Raw genomic sequence first — 19,899 nt, 5'->3', positions numbered from 1 at the left:
CGGAGCGAATGTCATACATCTGTTGACATTCGTGAGAAAGGTCATCCATGGGCAAACGCCAACAGGTTGATCAGATTTCGCCGCGCCGCCGGCGTCTTGGTTCCATCGCCGTAGCCGGTGCGCTGCCGCTGGTCACCGCGCTGGCCGTGGCCGGAACCGCCTCGGCGGACCCGGTTCCGGGTGAGGACTCGGCACCGGCCGCCGTCGCTCCCGTCGATCCGGCCGACCCCAATGTGACGGTCGATTCGCCGTTCGGTGAAGTCGCGGTGCCGCCGGAACTGGCGGAGGGCATGCGCGGCCTGCTCGGCCCCGCACCGGCCGCGGCCGAGGCCGAGGCGACCGACAGCGCGGCCGTCGCCGAGGGCGTCGAGCCGGCGGCCGAGGGCGTGGAGGCCGCTGCCGAGGGGGTCGAGCCCGCCGTGGCGGCGGCACCCGTTCTGGTCGACCGCAATTCGGCCACCGGAGTGCGCGCCATCCCCAATGGCCCGCTCGCCGCGGTCGACGTGCAGCAGTTGCGCGCACCGGACCCGATGGCGGCCCCCGATGTGGCCCCCATTGCCGCGCCCGACGGCATGCTCCGCTTCGGCGACACCGTGCTCGTCATTCCGGAGTGGATGAACGCCGAGCAGGCGGCCACGGTGAATTCCCTTGTCGGAGAGGCGGAAGCGGATCTCGCCCGCACCCTCGACTCGGCCGGCTTCGAGCCCAGCCGCTCCGACCGCATCGCCGCTCAGACCGTCGGCACCGCTGCCGTCGGCGCGGGCGTGGGTGTGGCCGTGGCCGCGCCGCTCGAGGTGGCCGGTGCGGTCATGGGCGGGTTCATCGGCGCGATGGCGGGCACGCCGTTCGCTCCCGCGGGCTGGGTGTTCGGGCCCGCCGTGGGCGCGACAGCCGCCGTCGCACTGATCGCGGTGCCCGCGGCGACCATCGGCGCCGGAATCGGCGCCGCGGTGGGCGCGGTGAACGGCTACATGGCCCCGGCCACCGAGGGTGCGCCGGTCGCCGACGAGGCCGGCACCGAGGCGGCGGCGGTCACCGATGAGGTTGCCGTCGAGGAGTAACCCGTTCCGGTCGTCGCTGCGGTCACGGTCGCGACCACACCTCCGCCACGAGGCAGCAACGGCCAAGTGATTTCCGATTTGCCGGAGGCCGGAATCCTTCACCAGGGATTCCGGCCTCTTTCGCGTCGCGGCCAGCCCTTCCGGTTAATTCTCGGCTAGGACAAGGCTTTTCGGACATCCGGCGCAGGACCAATCCAGGTGACCGACGGGTCCGAATGTCGGGCGTCGATGTTCCCCGGAAGAAAGGTCGTGCATGGCCGCAGGTAAGCACAGAGCTCTCAACCCGCATCGCAACAAGGTCGGCAACGTGGTGGCGGCGGGAGCGGTACCGCTAGTCTTGGCGATCGTCGGATCCGGCGTCGCCAATGCCGCACCCGCTGAGGTGAACCCGGTGGCGCAGCACGACGACGCGCCCCAGTGGCCCGCGGCGGACGCCCCCAATGTGATGCCGTACGAGGGCCTGCAGATTCCCGACGACACCAAGAGCTCCATCCAGTGGTCTCGTCCGGCCCCCGACAAGAAGTACCTGGCCCCGGTCGGCGTGCTGCACGCACCCGTCCCCGTGGCCCCGGTGCCGCCGATCGCTCCGCCGCCCGGGAAGTTCCGGTTCGGTGACGTGGTCGTCGACGCACCGACCTGGATCGACTCCGAGCAGGCGATCCAGATCAATGACAATGCCGCTCAGATCGAGGCCAATCTCGCCACCTTCCTCGATTCGATCGGCATGGAGCGCAGCCGTTCCGACCGCATCGCCGGCCAGACCGTCGGCACCGCGGCCATGGGAGCGGCGGCCGGAGCCGCCTCGGCGGCCCCGTTCGCGCTCACGTCGGCGACCGTCGGCGCGGCGGCCGGACTCGTGGTCGGCCTGCCCTTGTTCCCGCTCGGCCTGGTCGGTGGTCCGGCCCTCGGCGCCGCGGCGGGCGCCGCTATGATCATCGTTCCGGCAGCCGCGGCGGGCGCCGCGGTGGGTGCGGTGATCGGCGCGGTGAATTCGTACAACGCACCACCGCGCGTCGTCGGCGACTGATCTCTCGGGTCGTTCGACCAGCCAGCAATACCGCGTGAGGCGGGAACCGGGGGTGAGGTCCGGTTCCCGCCTCGACGTGCGGGGCGCCGGAGTCACGCGACGGCAATGCCGCAGAACACCTTGCGCTACTACGACTTCGGCGGAGCCACAGCCCTAGACGCGCAGCAGATCCGCCGTCCGGGTGAATAGGGTGCCGCCTGCGGCGAGCGGTAGCAGCGCGGCGTCCAGGCCCGCGGTGTCGGCCGGGCGGTCGTCCGGATAGGTGAGCACGCTCTCCAGGGCGCGCGGGCCGGACAGCGCATCGTCGGTGACGGCGTCGCCGCCGAGCTCCAGCCGGTGCCGCAGCAGCGGCAGATCGCCGACGTCGGCGTGCAGTTCGCCACTCCAATGGCCGAAATCCTCACCGGTGCGGCCGATCTGGACGCGTTCGCGCAGGCGCAGGCGGGCCTCGTCCGCCAGCAGGACGGTGGTCAGCGTCTCGTGCTCGGCACCGCCCGCGACGACGGTCGGCTCCGGGTCGAAGTCGAGTTCACCACCCGCGCCGACCTCGAAATGCCAGTGCGCCACGGACTTCCGGGTTTCGCGACCGGGCAGGGCGATGGTCGCCGCCACCGACCGCACCAGCAGACGGGCACCCGCGCCGACAATGATCGAGATGTCCAGCTCGTCACCGCCCAATGGTGTTGCGGCGGTGCCGATCAGGTGCACCGTGTCGGCGGCGGTGTGCCGCGCCGCCAGACCCCCGACCGCATGCACATGCGGCCGGGCGCCAGCGGTCGCGACGATCCGCAGCTCAGTGCGCACCGGTCACCGACTCGGTGCGAACTGCGACCGGAACGAACTCAGTGCGCATGCGAGTGCGAAACACCTTCTGCCGCATCGTGTTCGGCGGCGTGCCGCAGCTGCTCACGCACCCAGTTCAGTACCGGGGTGGCGGCCGGGTCCTCGGTGAGCGAGGTGAACACGAACGGGCGGCCTTCGCGGACCTTGGTCGAATCCCGATCCATGACAGTCAGATCCGCGCCCACCATGGGCGCGAGATCGGTCTTGTTGATGACCAGCAGGTCCGACCAGGTCACGCCCGGCCCGCCCTTGCGCGGCACCTTGTCGCCACCGGCCACATCGACCACGAAGATCTGAGCGTCGATGAGACCCGAGGAGAAGGTGGCGGTGAGATTGTCGCCGCCCGACTCCACCAGGATCAGATCCAGCGGCGGATTGGCCTCGATGAGGTCGTCGATGGCGTCCAGGTTCGCGGTGATGTCGTCCCGGATCGCGGTGTGCGGGCAGCCGCCGGTCTGCACGGCGGTGATGCGCTCGTCCGGCAGCACGGCATTGCGGCGCAGGAAGTCGGCATCCTCGGTGGTGTAGATGTCATTGGTCAGCACCGCCAGCGACAGCTCCTCCCGCAACTGCCGGCACAGCGCCGCGACCAGCGCCGTCTTACCCGAACCGACCGGCCCGCCCACCCCGATGCGCACCGGCTCCCCCGGCGTCCGCACCCGTTTCGGGCGGTCATGGCTGTGGTCGTGCGGTTCACCATCGATGAGATGAGGGGGCATAGGTTGTGTGCTCCTTTCCGACCCCCATCCTTGCCGACGCACGTAAACCGGGTGTTACCTACCTCCGGGCGCGCCCCTCCCCGCGCGATCCGGGAATCGCCGTCGAACAGAACAGCGCCGCGACCGAAGGCCGGCCCGACCGGATCAATAATCCGTCCAAGATCGGCCAGGTAGCAGCCACCCGCATCGCCGCCCACGACCTCCCACCGGGCCGCGCCATCCTGATCAATGCCGCCTGCCTCGGCCTCGTCGACACCGACGCCTCCCGCCCCTGGTTCACCACCATGGACCAGGCACTGAGCTCCGACGCCGCCGAGCCCGGCGCGCGCATGCTTTTCGGATCAGGAGGCGAACAGTGGCATATCGCGGCCGACGTGCCGTTCCGCGAGCACGTCCTGGAGCGGATCGGACAGCGCCGCAAGCTCCTTGGTGGCCTCGCGGGCGGTGCGGTCGCAGGTCTCGGAGAGCCGAATGGTGCAGGCCGCCACCGCTGCGGGATCCAGAGCGAGCAGACGCTGGGCGGCCGTGGCCGCACCGGTCATGGCGGTGTAAACGACCACGCCCGCAACCTCTTCCGGGGAGACGCCGGCGACCGCGCCCACCACGCCGAAGACGGTGGACAGGTGGGGACGCGCACCCAGCGCTCGCCAATCCGCCTGCGGCCATACCTGTTTCGCCAGTCGCAGCAGACCACGCCCCTGGGCGCGGGAGGCGGTGCGCGCGGCGGGGGACGGAGTGCGCGCGTCCGCTTCGGCCTCGGCGCGGGCGGGGTCGAGCGTGCCCGCGCACACCGCCGCGGCCAGCGACGCCGTCACCAGACCGGACGTCCTGATACGCCGCCGCAGGTACAGCTCCACCGTGGCCACGTCGCGCACGACCCCGGAGCTCACCGCCTCCTCCACCCCACCGGAGTGCACATGCCCGCCGATGGGCAGCCGTGAGTCGGCGAGATTGAGCAGCATCGCCAGACTCATCGGCGCACTTCCGGGTTTCGCATCGCTCGATCCTAAGCGACCCGCCCGCAGCCGCTGGGCGGCCTTGACCCCAACCCTCGTTGAGGTTGCAGGCTGGACGCCGAGATCATCCGCTCGGACCAGGAGTAACCCGTGCACGCCATCCGTCTTCACGCCTTCGGCCCCGCCGAGAACCTACGCTACGAATCCATCGCCGACCCGGTGCCCGGTCCCGGACAGGTCCGTATCGTGGTCGCAGCGTCGGGCGTGCACGTCATCGACACCACCCTGCGTTCGGGCGTGCCCGCCGGTCCGCTCCCGCTGCCCGAACTCCCCACCATCCCCGGTCGCGAAGTCGCGGGCACCGTTGATCGCGTCGGCCCGGACGTGGACGAAACCTGGCTCGGCCGAAGCGTTGTCGCACACATCGGCGCGGCCCCCGGCGGCTACGCCGAGCTCACCCTCACCGAAGTCGAACGCCTCCAGGAGATTCCACCGAACCTCTCCCCCGCCGAAGCCGTCGCCATGATCGGCACCGGCCGAACCGCCTTGGGCATCCTGCAATTCGCCGACATGGACACCGACACCGTGGCGATAGTCATGGCAGCAGCCGGCGGCATCGGCACCTTGCTCGTCCAGTACCTCCGCAACGCCGGAGCCACCGTCATCGGCCTGGCCGGCGGCCCCGACAAGGTGGACCTGGTCTCCCGCAATGGCGCTCACCTGGCCGTCGACTACCTCCGCCCGGACTGGCCCGACCGCGTCCGCGCCGAATACGGCGACCGCCCCGCCACCCTGCTCCTCGGCGGAGTCGGCGGCGATACCGGCCGCGCCGCCCTCGATCTCCTCGCCAAGGGCGGTCAACGCCTGGTCTACGGCTTCCAAGGCGGCCCCGCCGAATACACCGAGGCCGAAATGGCCGACCGCGGCATCACCTCCCGCAGTGTCCTCGGCCCGCAAATGTTCGAACGCGCGGGCGGTCAGCGCAACCTCGAAACCCGCGCCCTCACCGAAGCCGCGGCAGGCCGCCTCCGCCCCGCCATCCGAAACTTCCCGCTGTCCGAGGCCGCCGCAGCCCACCACGCCCTCGAAACCCGCGCCACCACAGGCAAAGTCGTTCTCATCCCCGGAGAGGCACGAACCCTCAGCGGCGGTAGTTGCGTTGCATGAAGCGTTGGGCGGCGGCTCGGCGCATATCGGAGAGGGCTTGGACGGGACCGGTCCACCACGGGGTGATATCGACCGGTTTCGAGACCACGGCGTGGCAGATGAGGTCGGCGGCCTCGGCGGCGGTGAGGCCGGGGACGCCGGAGAAGTCGGTGGGGGCACTCATGCGGGTGTGGACGAGGGGCATGTAGATCGATGTGGTGGTGACGTTGTCGTGGATGATTTCCGTTGCGACAGTGCGTAACCAGATGTCGAAGGCACCCTTCGAGGCGCCGTAGGCGGCCCAGCGCGGCGCGGGGGGCATGCGCAGGCCCCAGGTGGAGATGTTGATGATGTGGCCGTGGCGGCGTTCGCGCATGGGTGGGATGAGGACCAGCAGGAGTCGGACCGGACCGAGATAGTTCACGTCCATGGTGCGGGTGAAATCGTGGAAACGGTCGTAGGACTGGGAGAGCGGGCGGCGGATGGATTTGCCCGCGTTGTTGACGACCACGTCGACGTGGCCGTGCTCGGCGAGCAGGGCCTCGCCCAGTTTCGCGACGGCGTCCATATCGGTCAGGTCGGCGGGGTAGACGTGCGCGGTGCCCCCTGCCTCACGGATTTCGGCGGCCACCTTGTCCAGGTCATCCTGGCTGCGCGCCACCAGCAGCACGGTCGCGCCGGCCGCCGCCAGCTTCTTCGACGCCGCCTTGCCGATGCCGTGCGACGCGCCGGTGATCAGCACGACCTGATCGGAAACCGCGCTGCGCAGGGCTTTCTCACTGGGCCGGGAGGTCGGATAGAAGAACTTGGTCGCTACGCGCTCGGCGAAGGGGCGGCCGTTGTTTTCGGTCGACTGCTCATGGTCCGGTGCCGAATTCTCACCCACGCTTCGACTGTAACCGCGCACCGGGCAGATGATCGAGAGTGAGTGGAAATACGCTGGGCGCGAGCGGCTTGCCCATCGAGGATGGAGGGCGGTGTTCCGGGGGAAGGATTGGATATGTCGACGCAGACACCCGCGCGGCCGGATGATCAGGCGCGGGAAGAGGTTTCGATCGCGGGCTGGATTGCCCGCGCGGTCGCGGTCTTGATCTTCCTGCCGCCGCGGCTGCTGTGGGAGGGGTTGAAGGCACTGTGGCGGGCGGTGGTGTTCACCGGGCGGATGATCGTGGCTGGGCTGCGCTACCTTCGCGATCGGCTGCTGGTGCCCGCCGGGAAACTGTTCTGGTACTGGGTGATCCGCCCCGCCTGGTTCTTCGTCAAGGACTACCTGTGGGGCCTGCTGATCCAGCAGTTGCTGTGGGGCATGATCCTCACCCCGATCGGTGCGTTCCTGCTCGACTTCCTGCTGCGGCCGCTTCGGCGCGCGGTCGAGGACTGGCTGTGGCGCAAGATCTTGCGTCCAGCCTTCGCCTGGTTCTTCACCAAGGCGCTCCCGGCCGTCGCGGATGCGATCTGGCGTTGGCTGCTGCGGCCGATCGGGCTCGCGGTCCTCTGGGTGGTCGGGGCAATCGCCTGGGCGGTGAAATTCCTGATCACCTGGGTTCTCATCTGGCCGGTGCAGACCCTGTGGCGCACCGTGATCCGGCCCGCGAGCAGCTGGATCTACACCGTCGTGCTCGCGCCGAGCGGCCGGTGGTTCGTGCGCTGGATCGTGCACCCGCTCGTGCGCGGCGTCCAGGCCACTGCCCGCGCCGTCGTCGCGGCACTGACCTTCCTTGGCATCTGGCTAGTCGTGTGGCCACTACAGCAGTTGTGGCGCTGGATAGTTCGCCCGTTGCTGCTCCTGCTGGTAGCGACCGCCGTGATCGGCTGGCGGGGAGCCACCTACGTCGTGCGCGTGCTGGTGGTGACTCCCTGCCGCTACCTCTACCGCACCGTGCTGCGCCCCACCGGAATCCTGCTCGCCCGCGCGTGGGAAGCCATGGTGCAGCGGCCCATTCGCTGGACCTACCGGAGGGTGATCACGCCCATGAACAAGTGGGCCGCCGACGCGATCGCGATGGTGTTCGGCCGCTGAGCGGGCTCAGTGTGCCCGATCGGCTGCCACGGCAGCGGTTTTCGCTGCCGGGCCGGTCTTGGCCACGGCCGCGATCACGGCCATGAGCGCCAGCAGCACCGCACCCGTCGTCGTGGCGACATGCATTCCGGTGACGAAGGATTCGCGCGCGGATTCGATCAGCGCGGCATTGCCACCCGAGTGCACGATGGTCTCCCCCAGGGTCGGCGAGAAGTCCCCGCCCGACCGGAACACCAGTGCCGCAAGCGAACCCAGCAGCGCCAGCCCCAGACCATTGCCCAGTTCGAAACTGGTCTCCGAGATGCCGACCGCGGACCCGGCCCGTTCGGCCGGCACCGAGGACACCGCCACCTCCGACACCAGCGTGAACGCGGTGCCGAACCCCGCACCGGCGATCACGGATCCGGCGATGTACCAGCCGATTCCGCCGTGCACGCCGACCCCGAGCAGCATGAGATTGCCCGCCGCCGCCATGCTCAGCGCCAGCACGAAGGTGAGCCGGGTGCCCAGCCGGTGACCGATGCGCGCCCCGCTCATGGAGAACCCGAACACCACGACCGCCATCGGAATCCCCAGCAGCGCCGCCTGCAAGGCGTCACGGCCGGTCACCGACTGCAGATACATGCTGGTCAGATAGCTCATGCCGGCCAGCGCCAGCATGCCGACCGTGCTGGAGCCGATGGCCACCGAGAACAGTCCGCGCCGGAACAGGCTCAGATCCAGCAGCGGTTCGGACAGCGTCCGCTGCCGCCGGATGAACAGCGTCAGCAGCAGCACGCCGATGAGCCCGATGCCGATGGCCGGCGCGTCGAATCCCTCGGTGGCGCAATGCTTGATGGCGTACACGATGGGCAGGATGCCGCCGATGGACAGCGCCACACTCGGCAGATCCAGCGGCCCGCGCCCCGCCGCGCGATGCTCCGGCAGCAGCAGCGGCCCGAAGACCAGCAGCACCAGCAGCACCGGCGTATTGATCAAGAAGACCGAGCCCCACCAGAAGTGGTGCAGCAGCACGCCGCCGATGATCGGCCCGACCGCCGACCCGCCCGCGAAGAACGCCGTCCACACGCCGATGGCCGTGGCCCGCGCCTTCGCCTCCGGGAACAGCGTGGAGATCAACGCCAGGCTGGACGGCAGCAGCGTCGCGCCGCCCACGCCCATGAGCGCCCGCGCCGCGATCAGCACTCCGGCGCTCGGCGCGAACGCCGCCAGAATCGAGGCGAGCCCGAACACCGTCGCGCCCACGAGCAGAATATTGCGCCGCCCGATCCGATCGCCGAGATTGCCCATGGTGATGAGCAATCCGGCGATCATGAACCCGTAGATGTCGAGTATCCAGAGCTGCTGCGTGGCGGAGGGATCCAGATGTTCGGTGAGCGTCGGCATGGCCAGGTACAGCACCGACATGTCCATGGACACCAGCAGCACCGGCAGCAGCAGGACCGCCAGCCCGGCCCAGGCGCGGCGCGGAGTCGTCGCGGGGGTACGCGCCAGAGTGCTCGTCATCACCTATCCTTCGGGCTGATTGCGGGGTCGATCGAATGCTCAGAGGTCGAAAAGAGGAATGCGCGTACGGCGTACGCGCTAGACGGGTACAGTGTACGCATACTGGGCGCGGGAAAGGAAGAATTCATCCGATGACCGAGGCCAAGCTCACCCGGGACGCCATTGTCACCACCGCCATCAGCCTGGCCGACGAGTCCGGACTGGACGCACTGTCCATGCGCCGCATCGCCGACCGCATGAGTGTCGGCGCCATGTCGCTGTACCGGCACATCCCCAACAAGGACGCCCTGCTCGCCGCCATGACCGACGAGGTCTCCCGCCGCAACCCCTATCCGCCCACCGACGGCCGGAACTGGACCTGGCGCGACCGCGTGCGCATTGCCGCCGACATCGATTGGCGGCTCTACCAAGAACATCCGTGGGTGCTGTTCACCTTCGCGGTGCCGCGCTACAACTTCGGCGAGCACAGCCTCATCGTGCTGGCCTGGCTGGTGGAGGGTTTCGCCGAACTCGGCGTCGACACCCGCGAGGCCACCCGCATGTCGCTGTCGGTGTGGAGCTATATCGCCGGCGTCGCACTACAGGAGGTCAGCGCCCGCCTGCTGCCCAACAAGGACCCCGACGCCGAGGAACGCTCCGGCTTCACCGCCCTGCTCGACGGCGACCCGCACTGGCCGCCGCCGCCCGCACTGGCCGGCCTCGAGGGCACCGGCGGCCACGACCTGCTCGACCCGGCCAGCCTGCTGGAGAGCGGATTGACCGCGCTCTGCGACGGATTCGAGGCCCGCGCCCGGGTCTGAACGCGGGGCGCGATGAATTCTCCTGCCGCGCACCGTCTATTCGATGGCACGGGTTGCGAGCCCGTTCCTTCGCGCGCGTGCACACGTTCCGAACGACGAGGAGAGACCATGCCCGCCTTCACCCCCGGCGCGCCCTGCTGGTTCGACGTCACCGCCCCCGATGTCCCGGCCGCCGCCGAGTTCTACACCGGCCTGTTCGGCTGGACCGCCGAGGACACCGGACCCGAGACCAACCACTACACCCTGCTGCTACAGGACGGCCGCCGCGTCGCGGGCCTGACCGCCGCCACCGCACCCGACGGGACGGCCAAGCCGGCACTGTGGCTGCCGTACTTCTCGGTCGCCGACGCCGCGGCGAGCACCGCGACCGCGGTCGACGCGGGCGCGGGCGTCTTCGTCGGGCCGACCGAGGTACCCGGGCTCGTCTTCGCCATCCTCACCGATCCCGATGGCGCGCCCTACGGCATCACGCAGCTGATCGAGCATCCGGGCACCGAGGACTGGGGCGGGATCGGCAACCCGTGCTGGGTCGAATACTCCGCCGCTCGCACGCCCTCGGACGCGATGACCCACTACGCCAGGGTTTTCGGCTGGCACTACACCAATGCCGCATGGGAGACCGCCACCGAGAATCCGTACCAGGCGCTGTCGGCCGCCCCCGGCGACCGCGAGTTCGGCGGCGTCCACCGCGCGGCGCCCGGTGAACCGGCGCCGTTCTGGGCCATGAACATTCACGTCGCCGACGTCGACGAGATGGTCGAGCGCGCGCTCTCGCTGGGCGGAAAACTCTTGCAGGAAGCCGTGGATCTCCCCGGCCCGTCCCGCCTGGCGGTCCTGGCCGATCCCGCAGGAGCCGGGTTCGCCGTCATGTCCGTCGGCTGAGACTCAGTTCTCGATCACACCGTCCGAATAGACCCACGCGCCGTTGTCGCGGCGGAATCGACTGTTCTCGTGCAGTTCTCCCGCCGCGCCACCGACGCGATAGTGCGCCCGGAATTCCACGGTGCCCTCGGTGTGGAAGGGCCCGCCGCCGCTGGACCCGAGAATCTCGAGCCGCTCCCAGCGCAGGGCGGGATCGAAGTCGACATCGGCGGGCCGGGTGGCCGGGTCCCAGCTGCGCAGCAGGTACGCCTCGTCGTGCATCGCGAAGGCGCTGAAGCGGGATCGCATGAGCTGCTCGGCGGTGGTCGCCTGCGCCGCGCCGCTGTGCAGGCGACCGCAGCAGTCGGTGTAGTTCGCGGGCAGCCCGCATGGGCATTCCCGCGGAACCGGCGGGGTCTTGCGGCGCTTCGACATGCGCCCATTCTGCGGGTTACGACGCGGTGTGTTGCGGGGTGGGGTGCACGGAGGCGGAGGTGGCGGGCGCCGGCTTCCCGTCGACGTGATGCGCGGCGGGCCGTTCGGCCTGGAACATGACGACCGCGAGCATGCCCACGGTGGCGAGAATGGCCAGCACCGGGATGCTGACGCTGACGGCCGGCAGCCGGTCGAGCAGACTCGGTTTCGGCTCCGCGGCCCGCGGTGCCATGAAATCCGGTGGCGGGAAGTGGGGTCCGTACGGGTCGCTCATTGGACCGACCGTATGCGGAAGGTTTGCTGTGCAACAAACGCGACACCACAGGCCACCGCCGAATCGGGTAATCCAGGCAATGAATCACCAGGTCACCCGATGGGCGTGAGATCCAACACGTTTCAGTCGTCGCCATTAACCACGGCATAGATGAACCCGTCCCAGCCCTTGCTGCCGACGGTCTGCAACACGGTGCCGTCCAATCGCGGTTCGGCCGCGACCAATTCGATGACCTCCCGGCTGGCGCGAATGGCCGCATCGGTGCTGCCGGCATCCGCGACCCCGCCATTGCGCACCACATTGTCGACGATGATCACCGATCCGGGCCGGGTCAACCGCAGCGCCCACCGCACGTAGTTCGCATTGTTGACCTTGTCGGCATCGATGAACACCAGATCGAACGGCTCCGGATTCTCCTGCGCCAACACCGGCAGACCATCGAGTGCCGCGCCCACTCGGATCTCGACGCGCTCACCCACCCCGGCCCGATCCAGGTTCCCGCGCGCCACCTCCGCATGCTTGGGCTCGTTCTCGAAGGTGACGACCTGCCCGTCCTTGCCGACCGCGCGCGCCAGCCACGTCGTGCTGTATCCGCCGAGTGTCCCGATCTCCAACGCCCGCCGGGCCCGCACGGATTTCGCGATCAGGTACAGGAACTTCCCCTGCGGCGGCGACACATCGATGGCAGGCAACCCGGCCGCGGCGTTCGCACGCAGCGTCTCCGAATCCTGGTCTCCGACCACGGTTTCCACGAGATAGCGATCAACATCGGCCCAGTCGAAGCTCGTCATACCCGCAGTCTGCCACGCGGTTGCGGGCACACCGGTGCGCCCGAACCGTTCGGCCTGTTCCGGACCCGGAAATCGGGATGATCAGAACAGGAAGTACCGCTGGGCCATGGGCAGTTCGGTGGCGGGTTCCTCGGCCCACACCTCGCCGTCGATGCGCACGGTGAAGGTGTCGGGGTCCACCTCGATGCGCGGCATGGCGTCGTTGTTCGGCATGTGCGCCTTTGTGCGCTTGCGAACATTGGCCACCGGCACCAGTTTCCGATTCACGCGCAGGCGGTTCGCCAAACCGTCCTCGATGGCCTGCTCGGAGACGAAGTGCAGGGAGGTGCCCGCCGCCACGATCGGCGACGCACCGAACATGGGACGCGGCAGCACCGGCTGCGGCGTCGGAATGGAAGCATTGGCATCACCCATGGCCGCCCACGCGATGACGCCGCCCTTCAATACCGCGTGCGGCCGGACACCGAAGAACGCCGGTTCCCACAGCACCAGGTCCGCCAGCTTGCCGACCTCGATCGAGCCGATCTCGTGGTCGAGCCCGTGGGCGACGGCCGGGCAGATGGTGTACTTCGCGACGTAGCGCTGGACCCGATTGTTGTCGGCGGCACCGTCACCCGGCAGCGGCCCGCGCCGCCGCTTCATGACATGCGCGGTCTGCCAGGTGCGCATGACCACCTCACCGATGCGCCCCATGGCCTGCGAGTCGCTGCCGATCATGGAGATCGCGCCCATATCGTGCAGCAGATCCTCCGCCGCGATGGTCGAGGGCCGAATCCGGCTCTCCGCGAACGCCAGATCCTCGGGAATGGACGGGCTCAGGTGATGGCACACCATGAGCATGTCCAAATGCTCGTCGAGGGTATTGACCGTGTGCGGCCGCGTCGGATTGGTGGAACTGGGCAGCACATTGAGATGCGAAGCGACAGTGATGATGTCGGGCGCGTGCCCGCCACCGGCACCCTCGGTGTGATACGAGTGGATGGCCCGCCCCGCGATGGCCGCGAGGGTGTCCTCCACGAACCCGGCCTCGTTCAAGGTGTCCGAGTGCAAGGCCACCTGGACCCCGGCCGCATCGGCCACGGTGAGGCAGGCGTCGATGGCCGCGGGCGTGGTGCCCCAGTCCTCGTGCAGCTTGAATCCGCCTACGCCGCCGCGCAATTGCTCCCACAGCGCATCCTGCGACACCGTATTGCCCTTGCCGAGCAGCACGATGTTCACCGGCCAGGAGTCGAGAGCCTCGAGCATGCGCCCCACATGCCAGGAGCCGGGCGTGACCGTGGTGGCCTTGGACCCCTCGGCCGGTCCGGTGCCGCCGCCGACGAGCGTCGTAATGCCGCCGCCCATGGCCTCTTCCAGCAGCTGCGGGCAGATGAAGTGCACGTGGCAGTCGATGGCGCCCGCCGTGACGATGCGACCGTTGCCCGCGATGATCTCCGTCGACGGCCCCACCACCAGATCCGGGTGCACCCCGTCCATGGTGTCCGGGTTTCCGGCCTTGCCGATGGCGCAGATCCGCCCGTCGCGAATACCGATGTCGGCCTTGATGATTCCCCAGTGATCCACGATCACCACACCGGTGATCACGGTGTCCGGGGTGCCCTGCGCCCGGGTGGCGCGCGCCTGCCCCATGGATTCGCGCAGCACCTTGCCGCCACCGAAGACGGCTTCGTCACCGGCCAATCCCGGTCCGCCGCTGCGGTCTTCGGTGATCTCGATGAGCAGGTCGGTGTCCGCCAGGCGAATCCGGTCGCCGACGGTGGGCCCGAACAGTTCGGCGTAGCGGGCGCGGGACAGTTCGGCCATCAGGCATCCAGCTTTCCGGGTGGGGTGAGGCTGATTCCGTGCACTTCGCGCGTCCCGCCCAGCGGCACCAGCGAAACCCGCTGCCCCAGACCGGGTTCGAAGCGCACGGCGGTGCCGGCGGGAATGTCGAGGCGGCGGCCGTGCGCGGCCGCGCGATCGAAGTCGAGGGCCGAGTTGGCCTGCGGGAAGTGCACGTGTGAGCCGACCTGCACCGGCCGGTCACCGGTGTTCACCACATCGAGTTCGATGCGATCGGCGCCGGGGTTGATCTCGATAGTGCCTTCGGCACAGAGGTATTCGCCGGGAACGAGCGGAGGCTGCGTGGGATTCGACATCTGCGCGTCTCAGCCGATCGGGTGGTGGACGGTGACGAGTTTGGTGCCGTCCGGGAAGGTGGCCTCCACCTGGACGTCGTGGATCATCTCCGGCACGCCGTCCATGACATCCGCGCGCGAGAGCACCGTGCGCCCCGAGGCCATGAGCTCGGCGACGGTCCGCCCGTCCCGCGCTCCCTCGAGCACGTGATCGGTAATGACGGCCACCGACTCCGGATGATTCAGCTTCAATCCGCGGGCCTGCCGGCGCCGGGCCAGTTCGGCCGCGTAGCTCAGCAGCAGGCGTTCCTGCTCATGCGGCGACAGACGCATTCGGGCTCCTGATCGAGGTGACGGGACGGTCCGCGGCTCCGGCAACAGGAGCCGTCGGTCATTCTGGCACGATCGGTATTACCCGCATGTTTCGCGCGAGGTCAGTTCTGCGCGTACATGTTCTGCAGTCGCACCTGCCCGCGCGCCACGGTCCGATTCTGCTCGTCGGTGATCACCACGACCCACAGTTGCTGTGAGCGTCCCCGGTGGATCGGGGTCGCCTCGCCGCGCAGCACGCCTTCGCGCACGGCCCGCAGGAAGTCGGTGTTGTTGTTGACGCCGACGACGGTGCCCTTCTCCCCCAGCCACGCGCTGCCCGCCACACTGGCGAGGGTTTCGATGACAGTGCAGTACACGCCGCCGTTGACGATCCCGGCCGGCTGGAACTGCTGCGGCGTCACCACCCATTCCGCGGCGACCCGGTCGGCGGTGAGTTCGGTGAACTTCAGCCCGATGAGATCGGTGAAGGTGCCTTCGCTGAACTTCGTCATCAGTTCCGGGGTCACGTCGGCCATGGAGCGGATCGACGAGAAATCAGGCTCTGTCATGCCCTCCACAGTGGCATGCGCCGGGAAAAGCAAAGGCGGCGGGCTCCCCGTGAAGGGAGCCCGCCGCCGGCAGTGGATCGGGGGTCACCGCAGCCCTCGGGACTCTCGCTCGATCCTCGCGCCGAGTCCAAGTGTAGGTCAGGCTTACCTAACAAAGCAAGCCCGGCGCACCGGCAATCCACGATCCTCGAGGGCCGCGAGCATAGCCTGACCGCGGCGCGCGCCCTCGGCGGAATTGGTGCGCGAGAGCGCCGGAACATAGGTCGCCGCACCGACGATCGACTCGCCGACCAGTGCCCAGAAGCGTCGCGCGCCCAGTCCGGCACAGCGGGCCATGGCCTCCTGGATGAGCGTGAGCGCCGGATCGCAGCGATGGGCCAGCCAGACATAGAGCGCGGGCTCGCACGGTAGCGCCACCACCCCCGCCTCGCCGGTGAGCACGTCGCCGTCGACCACGCGAATCGTGGTGTCGGCCAAGCCGGCCCAGTCGATGCCGCCGTCGTTGTCGGTGTGGATCCACAGATTCTCCAGGCCCGGATCCCAGGCCCGGCCCTCGGAGACCAGCAGCGCCATGACCCGGCCGATCACCGCGTGGATGAGTGCGGTCGCCACCACCTCGGCGGCGATCTCGGCATTGCTCATCTCGGCCGCGTGCCGCCGGTACATGAGCTCGATCCGGCCCTCCCGAATTCCATCGGCCAGCCGCCACCAGCGACGTTTTCCCTGTTCAGCCATGGCGGCGCAGGCGTACACACGCGGGTGCTCGGGTTGCAGGGCACGCAGCCTGCCGCATGTCCTGCCGAAGGCGATCCTGGAATCGCGAGGCGGGCAAACAGTTACGGGTTCGCGCATCGAACCTCCTCATTCATCGGCTTTTCGGCACGAAATCGAAGATAGGTTAGGCTTACCAGACTTAAACCAGCAATAATTCGATCAGGAGTAGTTCGTCACCGTGCCCGCCGTAGTCACCACCAGACGGCGACGTCTGCTCGGACTCCTCCTTCTGGCCGCATTACTGCTGTGCGCCCTCGCGGCCAGCATCGCGCTCGGCTCCCGCGCCATCGGGCTGGGAACCGTGTACGACGCCCTCACCTGTCCGGGCGGACTGCCGCTCAGCTGCCCCACCGACGGGGCCGAAGAACAGATCGTGCGCGAATTGCGCCTGCCCAGAACCGGGCTCGCCCTCATCACCGGTCTGGCCCTGGGCATGGCCGGCGCGCTCATCCAGGGCTATACCCGCAATCCGCTCGCGGACGCAGGATTGCTGGGGCTCAACGCGGGCGCGGCCTTCCTCGCGGCGCTGAGCATTCATTTGTTCGCGTTCACCGCGCCCTCGCAATACATCTGGTTCGCGTTCCTCGGGGCGCTGATCGCGGGGCTGGTGGTGTTCGGGGTGTCCTCGCTCGGCGGCGGGAAGGCGAGCCCGCTGAGCCTGGTGCTCGCGGGTGCGGCCGTCACGGCGTTCCTGCAGGCCATGACCAATATCGTGGTGCTGCTGGACGGGACCGCGCTGAACACCTACCGGTACTGGGTGGTCGGCGATATCGCCGGGCACGACGCCTCGGTGATCTGGCAGGTGCTGCCATTCCTGGCCATCGGCGCGGTGCTCGCCGTCATGGCCACCCCGGGCCTGAACCTGCTGGCCCTCGGCGACGATGTGGCGCGCGGGCTCGGCGTGAACCTCGGCCGCAGCCGGGCGCTGGGACTGCTGGCCATCGTGCTGCTCACCGGCGCCGCGACCGCCGCGGTGGGGCCGATCGCCTTCCTCGGTTTGATCGTGCCGCATCTCGCACGGGCACTGACCGGGCCGGATTATCGCTGGCTGCTTCCCTATTCGGGAATCATCGGCGCGGTCACCCTGCTCATCGCCGACACCCTGGGCCGCTTGATCGCCCGCCCCGGCGAACTCCAGGCCGGCTTCACCCTCGCCGTCATCGGCGCGCCCTTCTTCATTCTGCTGGTCCGCCGCCGGAAGCTGGTGAGCCTGTGAGCATCCCGGAAACCCAGTCCAATCCGCCGCAAGACCGGACCGGGCTGCGCGCGACCCGTCCGGCGGTTCGCCTGGGCAGGTTCTCGGCGGTCCTGCGAATCCGCATGCTGCTCACCATCATCGCGTTCATCGCGATCCTGCTGGGCCTGTTCGCGCTGGATATCGCGGTGGGCGAGTTCAATATTCCGCTCGGCAAGGTCCTGGATGTCCTGGGCGGCGGCGGAACTCGCGCCCAGCGCTTCGTGATCATGGATGCGCGGCTGCCGCGCGCGCTCACCGCCATCGTGGTGGGCGCGGCGCTCGGCATGGCCGGCGCTGTGGCGCAATCGATTCTGCACAATCCCCTGGCCAGCCCGGACATGCTCGGCATCACCGCCGGGGCCAGTGTCGGCGCGGTCGCGGTGATCGTCGGCGCGGGCGGGACCGCCACCGGTGTGGTTGCCGCGCTGGGCGTTCCGCTCGCAGCGCTCGCGGGCGGCCTGCTCACCGCCGTGCTCATCTATGCGCTGGCGTGGGGACGCGGCCGCACCGCCGACGCCGGAGCCATGGGATTTCGCCTGGTGCTCATCGGCATCGGCGTGAACGCGGTGCTCATGTCGGTGGTCACCTGGCTGATGGCCCGCGCCTCCCTGGCCGACGCCTCGCACGCCCAGCACTGGATCACCGGCTCGCTCAATGCCTCCGACTGGTCCACCCTGGTGCCCGCCGCCATCGGCCTGGGCATCGCGCTGACCGTCACCGCCGCCTCGGCCCGCACCCTCGCGGCCCTGCGCCTGGGCACCGACACCGTGCGCGTCCTCGGCGTGCGCCTGCAAACCCAGCAGGCCATCCTGCTCGGAGCCGCCTGCGCCGCAACCGCTCTGGCCGTGTCCACCGTCGGCCCGCTGGCCTTCATCGGCCTGGCCGCACCGCAGATCGCGCGCCGCCTGCTGGGCACCCCGGGCGAGCCGATCATCGGCTCGGCGCTGGTGGGCGCGATCGCCGTGCTCGGCGCGGATCTGGCCGCGCGCACCGTCTTTCCCATCGATCTGCCCGTCGGTGTGGTCACCGCGGCATGCGGTGGACCGTTCCTGCTCTACTTGCTTGTACGTGCCAATCGGAAGGCGACCCTATGACTCTCGCTGCGGACCATCAGCATTCGGCCGCCGACCACCGGTTGGGAGCCGAGAACGTCACCCTCGGCTACGGCGATCGCGTCATCGTCGATGGACTGAGTGTCGACATCGAACCCGGTGTGATCACCACGGTGATCGGCCCCAACGGCTGTGGCAAGTCCACCCTGCTGCGCTCGCTGGGCCGGCTGCTGCGCCCGCGCGACGGGCAGGTTGTGCTGGACGGCAAGGCCATTTCGTCCATGAAGACCAAGGATGTGGCCCGCATCGTCGGCATGCTGCCGCAGACGCCGGTCGCGCCGGAGGGGCTCACCGTCGCGGATCTGGTTGCGCGCGGACGGCATCCGCATCAGTCGTGGCTGCGCCAGTGGTCGGCCGATGACGAATCCGAGGTGGCCACCGCGCTCGAGCAGACCGGCATCGGGGATCTGGCCGATCGCACCCTCGACGAACTCTCCGGCGGGCAGCGGCAGCGCGCGTGGATCTCCATGGCCCTCGCGCAGGGAACGGACATCCTGCTGCTGGACGAACCGACCACGTATCTGGATCTCGCGCACTCGCTCGAGGTGCTCGATCTGGTCGACCGCCTGCACGACGATTACGGCCGCACGGTCGTCATGGTGCTGCACGATCTGAACCTCGCCATCCGCTACAGCGATCAACTGATCGTCATGTGCGCCGGCCGCATCATCGCCCAGGGCCGTCCCGGCGACATCATCACCGCCGAGTTGTTGCACGAAGTTTTCGGACTGCGCGCTTCCGTGCTGGAAGACCCGGTCTCCGGGCGACCCATGATCGTGCCCATCGGCACCCGGCATGTGCACGCGGATCTCTGATCTTCATGCCCCGGTCGCAGGGCCTATGACCAATCCCACACCAGCAACCACCCGGTTACGACGGCTTGTAGTACGCATTCCTGTCGTTGTCTCCGTAAACTTGTGGGATGGCAGGTCTTGGTGAACTCGAAAAAGCGGTCATGGACCAGTTGTGGTCGGCCGACGAACCGCAAACGGTCCGGCAGGTCCATGAGGCTCTCGCCGAACGCCGCGAGCTCGCCTACACCACGGTGATGACCGTTCTGCAGCGTCTCGCGAAGAAGAATCTGGTCGTGCAGCAGCGCGACGATCGCGCCCACCGCTACGCCCCCGTGCACACCCGCGACGAACTCGTGGCCTCGCTCATGGTGGACGCGCTGCAGCAGGCCGACGAAGTCGGCAGCCGCCGGGCCGCGCTCGTGCACTTCGTGGAACAGGTAGGAGCCGATGAGGCTGCCGCTCTGCGCGACGCACTCGCTAAGCTCGAAGCCACCGAGGCGGCGCGCAAGGATTCGAAAGAACCCAAGTAGCTGTACCCTCGGCCC

23 protein-coding genes are annotated in these 19,899 nt (G+C 68.9%); 10 read left to right on the top strand and 13 right to left on the bottom strand.

Features of this window, described 5'->3' with window-relative positions:
- Positions 1-47: 47 nt before the first annotated feature.
- Together H0264_RS20235 and H0264_RS20230 are read left to right on the top strand one after the other, a co-directional pair.
- Entirely contained in the window at positions 48-1,061 is a 1,014-nt protein-coding gene (locus H0264_RS20235) for a hypothetical protein (protein WP_181578994.1), read from the top strand.
- A gap of 253 nt (positions 1,062-1,314) precedes the next feature.
- Complete coding sequence (locus H0264_RS20230) at positions 1,315-2,088, top strand: hypothetical protein (RefSeq protein ID WP_231086049.1); 774 nt, start codon at positions 1,315-1,317, stop codon at positions 2,086-2,088.
- A gap of 153 nt (positions 2,089-2,241) precedes the next feature.
- Here the strand turns inward: H0264_RS20230 and H0264_RS20225 are convergent, their stop codons facing one another.
- The 3 genes from H0264_RS20225 to H0264_RS20215 form a co-directional block, all read right to left on the bottom strand.
- Entirely contained in the window at positions 2,242-2,892 is a 651-nt protein-coding gene (locus tag H0264_RS20225; RefSeq protein ID WP_181578993.1) for an urease accessory protein UreD, read from the bottom strand.
- 38 nt (positions 2,893-2,930) lie between these two features.
- Positions 2,931-3,650 (bottom strand): urease accessory protein UreG, encoded by a 720-nt coding sequence (gene ureG / locus H0264_RS20220; protein WP_181578992.1) that lies wholly within the window; start codon positions 3,648-3,650, stop codon positions 2,931-2,933.
- Between the two features lie 341 nt (positions 3,651-3,991).
- Entirely contained in the window at positions 3,992-4,624 is a 633-nt protein-coding gene (locus tag H0264_RS20215; RefSeq protein WP_181578991.1) for an urease accessory protein UreF, read from the bottom strand.
- A 132-nt stretch (positions 4,625-4,756) separates the two neighbouring features.
- Here H0264_RS20215 and H0264_RS20210 point away from each other — a divergent pair, with 132 nt between their 5' ends.
- Positions 4,757-5,773 carry a zinc-binding dehydrogenase gene (locus tag H0264_RS20210; protein ID WP_181578990.1) on the top strand — a complete coding sequence of 339 codons (1,017 nt, stop codon included), beginning with the start codon at positions 4,757-4,759 and terminating at the stop codon, positions 5,771-5,773.
- Here H0264_RS20210 and H0264_RS20205 read toward each other — a convergent pair.
- Positions 5,748-6,638 (bottom strand): SDR family NAD(P)-dependent oxidoreductase, encoded by an 891-nt coding sequence (locus tag H0264_RS20205; RefSeq protein ID WP_181578989.1) that lies wholly within the window; start codon positions 6,636-6,638, stop codon positions 5,748-5,750. The genes H0264_RS20210 and H0264_RS20205 overlap by 26 nt on opposite strands.
- A 114-nt stretch (positions 6,639-6,752) precedes the next feature.
- On the opposite strand from H0264_RS20205, the gene H0264_RS20200 reads away from it, so the two are divergent.
- Complete coding sequence (locus H0264_RS20200) at positions 6,753-7,772, top strand: hypothetical protein (RefSeq protein WP_181578988.1); 1,020 nt, start codon at positions 6,753-6,755, stop codon at positions 7,770-7,772.
- A gap of 6 nt (positions 7,773-7,778) precedes the next feature.
- Here H0264_RS20200 and H0264_RS20195 read toward each other — a convergent pair whose 3' ends face one another.
- On the bottom strand, positions 7,779-9,278 hold the full coding sequence (locus H0264_RS20195) for an MFS transporter (RefSeq protein WP_181578987.1): 1,500 nt from the start codon (positions 9,276-9,278) through the stop codon (positions 7,779-7,781).
- A 131-nt stretch (positions 9,279-9,409) separates the two neighbouring features.
- Between H0264_RS20195 and H0264_RS20190 the strand changes: the two genes are divergently transcribed.
- Positions 9,410-10,078: a TetR/AcrR family transcriptional regulator gene (locus H0264_RS20190; protein WP_181578986.1), complete on the top strand. Its 669-nt coding sequence runs from the start codon at positions 9,410-9,412 to the stop codon at positions 10,076-10,078.
- Positions 10,079-10,186: 108 nt separating this feature from the next.
- Positions 10,187-10,960, top strand: coding sequence for a VOC family protein (locus H0264_RS39040; RefSeq protein ID WP_181578985.1), 774 nt, complete (start codon positions 10,187-10,189; stop codon positions 10,958-10,960).
- Positions 10,961-10,963: 3 nt separating this feature from the next.
- On the opposite strand, the gene H0264_RS20180 is transcribed toward H0264_RS39040, so the two are convergent.
- The 8 genes from H0264_RS20180 to H0264_RS20145 form a co-directional block, all read right to left on the bottom strand.
- Complete coding sequence (locus tag H0264_RS20180) at positions 10,964-11,374, bottom strand: YchJ family protein (RefSeq protein WP_181578984.1); 411 nt, start codon at positions 11,372-11,374, stop codon at positions 10,964-10,966.
- A 16-nt stretch (positions 11,375-11,390) separates the two neighbouring features.
- Positions 11,391-11,648 carry a hypothetical protein gene (locus tag H0264_RS20175; RefSeq protein WP_181578983.1) on the bottom strand — a complete coding sequence of 86 codons (258 nt, stop codon included), beginning with the start codon at positions 11,646-11,648 and terminating at the stop codon, positions 11,391-11,393.
- 122 nt (positions 11,649-11,770) lie between these two features.
- Positions 11,771-12,439 (bottom strand): O-methyltransferase, encoded by a 669-nt coding sequence (locus H0264_RS20170; RefSeq protein ID WP_181578982.1) that lies wholly within the window; start codon positions 12,437-12,439, stop codon positions 11,771-11,773.
- Between the two features lie 81 nt (positions 12,440-12,520).
- The gene (locus tag H0264_RS20165) at positions 12,521-14,242 is read right to left on the bottom strand and encodes an urease subunit alpha (protein WP_181578981.1); all 1,722 of its coding nucleotides are present in this window, start codon (positions 14,240-14,242) and stop codon (positions 12,521-12,523) included.
- Positions 14,242-14,577, bottom strand: coding sequence for an urease subunit beta (locus H0264_RS20160; RefSeq protein WP_181578980.1), 336 nt, complete (start codon positions 14,575-14,577; stop codon positions 14,242-14,244). Before H0264_RS20160 ends, H0264_RS20165 begins: the two co-directional genes overlap by 1 nt.
- Positions 14,578-14,586: 9 nt before the next feature.
- Positions 14,587-14,889: an urease subunit gamma gene (locus tag H0264_RS20155; protein WP_181578979.1), complete on the bottom strand. Its 303-nt coding sequence runs from the start codon at positions 14,887-14,889 to the stop codon at positions 14,587-14,589.
- 101 nt (positions 14,890-14,990) lie between these two features.
- Positions 14,991-15,437, bottom strand: a complete 447-nt coding sequence (locus tag H0264_RS20150; RefSeq protein ID WP_181578978.1) for a PaaI family thioesterase — start codon at positions 15,435-15,437, stop codon at positions 14,991-14,993.
- Between the two features lie 144 nt (positions 15,438-15,581).
- Positions 15,582-16,172, bottom strand: a complete 591-nt coding sequence (locus H0264_RS20145; protein ID WP_231086068.1) for a hypothetical protein — start codon at positions 16,170-16,172, stop codon at positions 15,582-15,584.
- A 217-nt stretch (positions 16,173-16,389) separates the two neighbouring features.
- Here H0264_RS20145 and H0264_RS20140 point away from each other — a divergent pair, with 217 nt between their 5' ends.
- The 4 genes from H0264_RS20140 (at position 16,390) to H0264_RS20125 (ending at position 19,884) form a co-directional block, all read left to right on the top strand.
- Positions 16,390-17,427, top strand: coding sequence for a FecCD family ABC transporter permease (locus H0264_RS20140; protein WP_181578976.1), 1,038 nt, complete (start codon positions 16,390-16,392; stop codon positions 17,425-17,427).
- On the top strand, positions 17,424-18,542 hold the full coding sequence (locus tag H0264_RS20135; protein WP_231086070.1) for a FecCD family ABC transporter permease: 1,119 nt from the start codon (positions 17,424-17,426) through the stop codon (positions 18,540-18,542). The genes H0264_RS20140 and H0264_RS20135 overlap by 4 nt, the downstream gene beginning before the upstream one ends.
- The gene (locus H0264_RS20130) at positions 18,539-19,375 is read left to right on the top strand and encodes an ABC transporter ATP-binding protein (RefSeq protein WP_181578975.1); all 837 of its coding nucleotides are present in this window, start codon (positions 18,539-18,541) and stop codon (positions 19,373-19,375) included. Before H0264_RS20135 ends, H0264_RS20130 begins: the two co-directional genes overlap by 4 nt.
- Before the next feature lie 107 nt (positions 19,376-19,482).
- Positions 19,483-19,884 (top strand): BlaI/MecI/CopY family transcriptional regulator, encoded by a 402-nt coding sequence (locus tag H0264_RS20125; RefSeq protein WP_181578974.1) that lies wholly within the window; start codon positions 19,483-19,485, stop codon positions 19,882-19,884.
- Positions 19,885-19,899: the final 15 nt, after the last annotated feature.

The organism is Nocardia huaxiensis, assembly GCF_013744875.1.
GTDB classification, from domain to species: Bacteria; Actinomycetota; Actinomycetes; order Mycobacteriales; family Mycobacteriaceae; genus Nocardia; species Nocardia huaxiensis.
The sequence above is the reverse complement of the archived record's forward strand: the minus strand, read 5'-3'. Positions and strand labels throughout refer to the sequence as shown.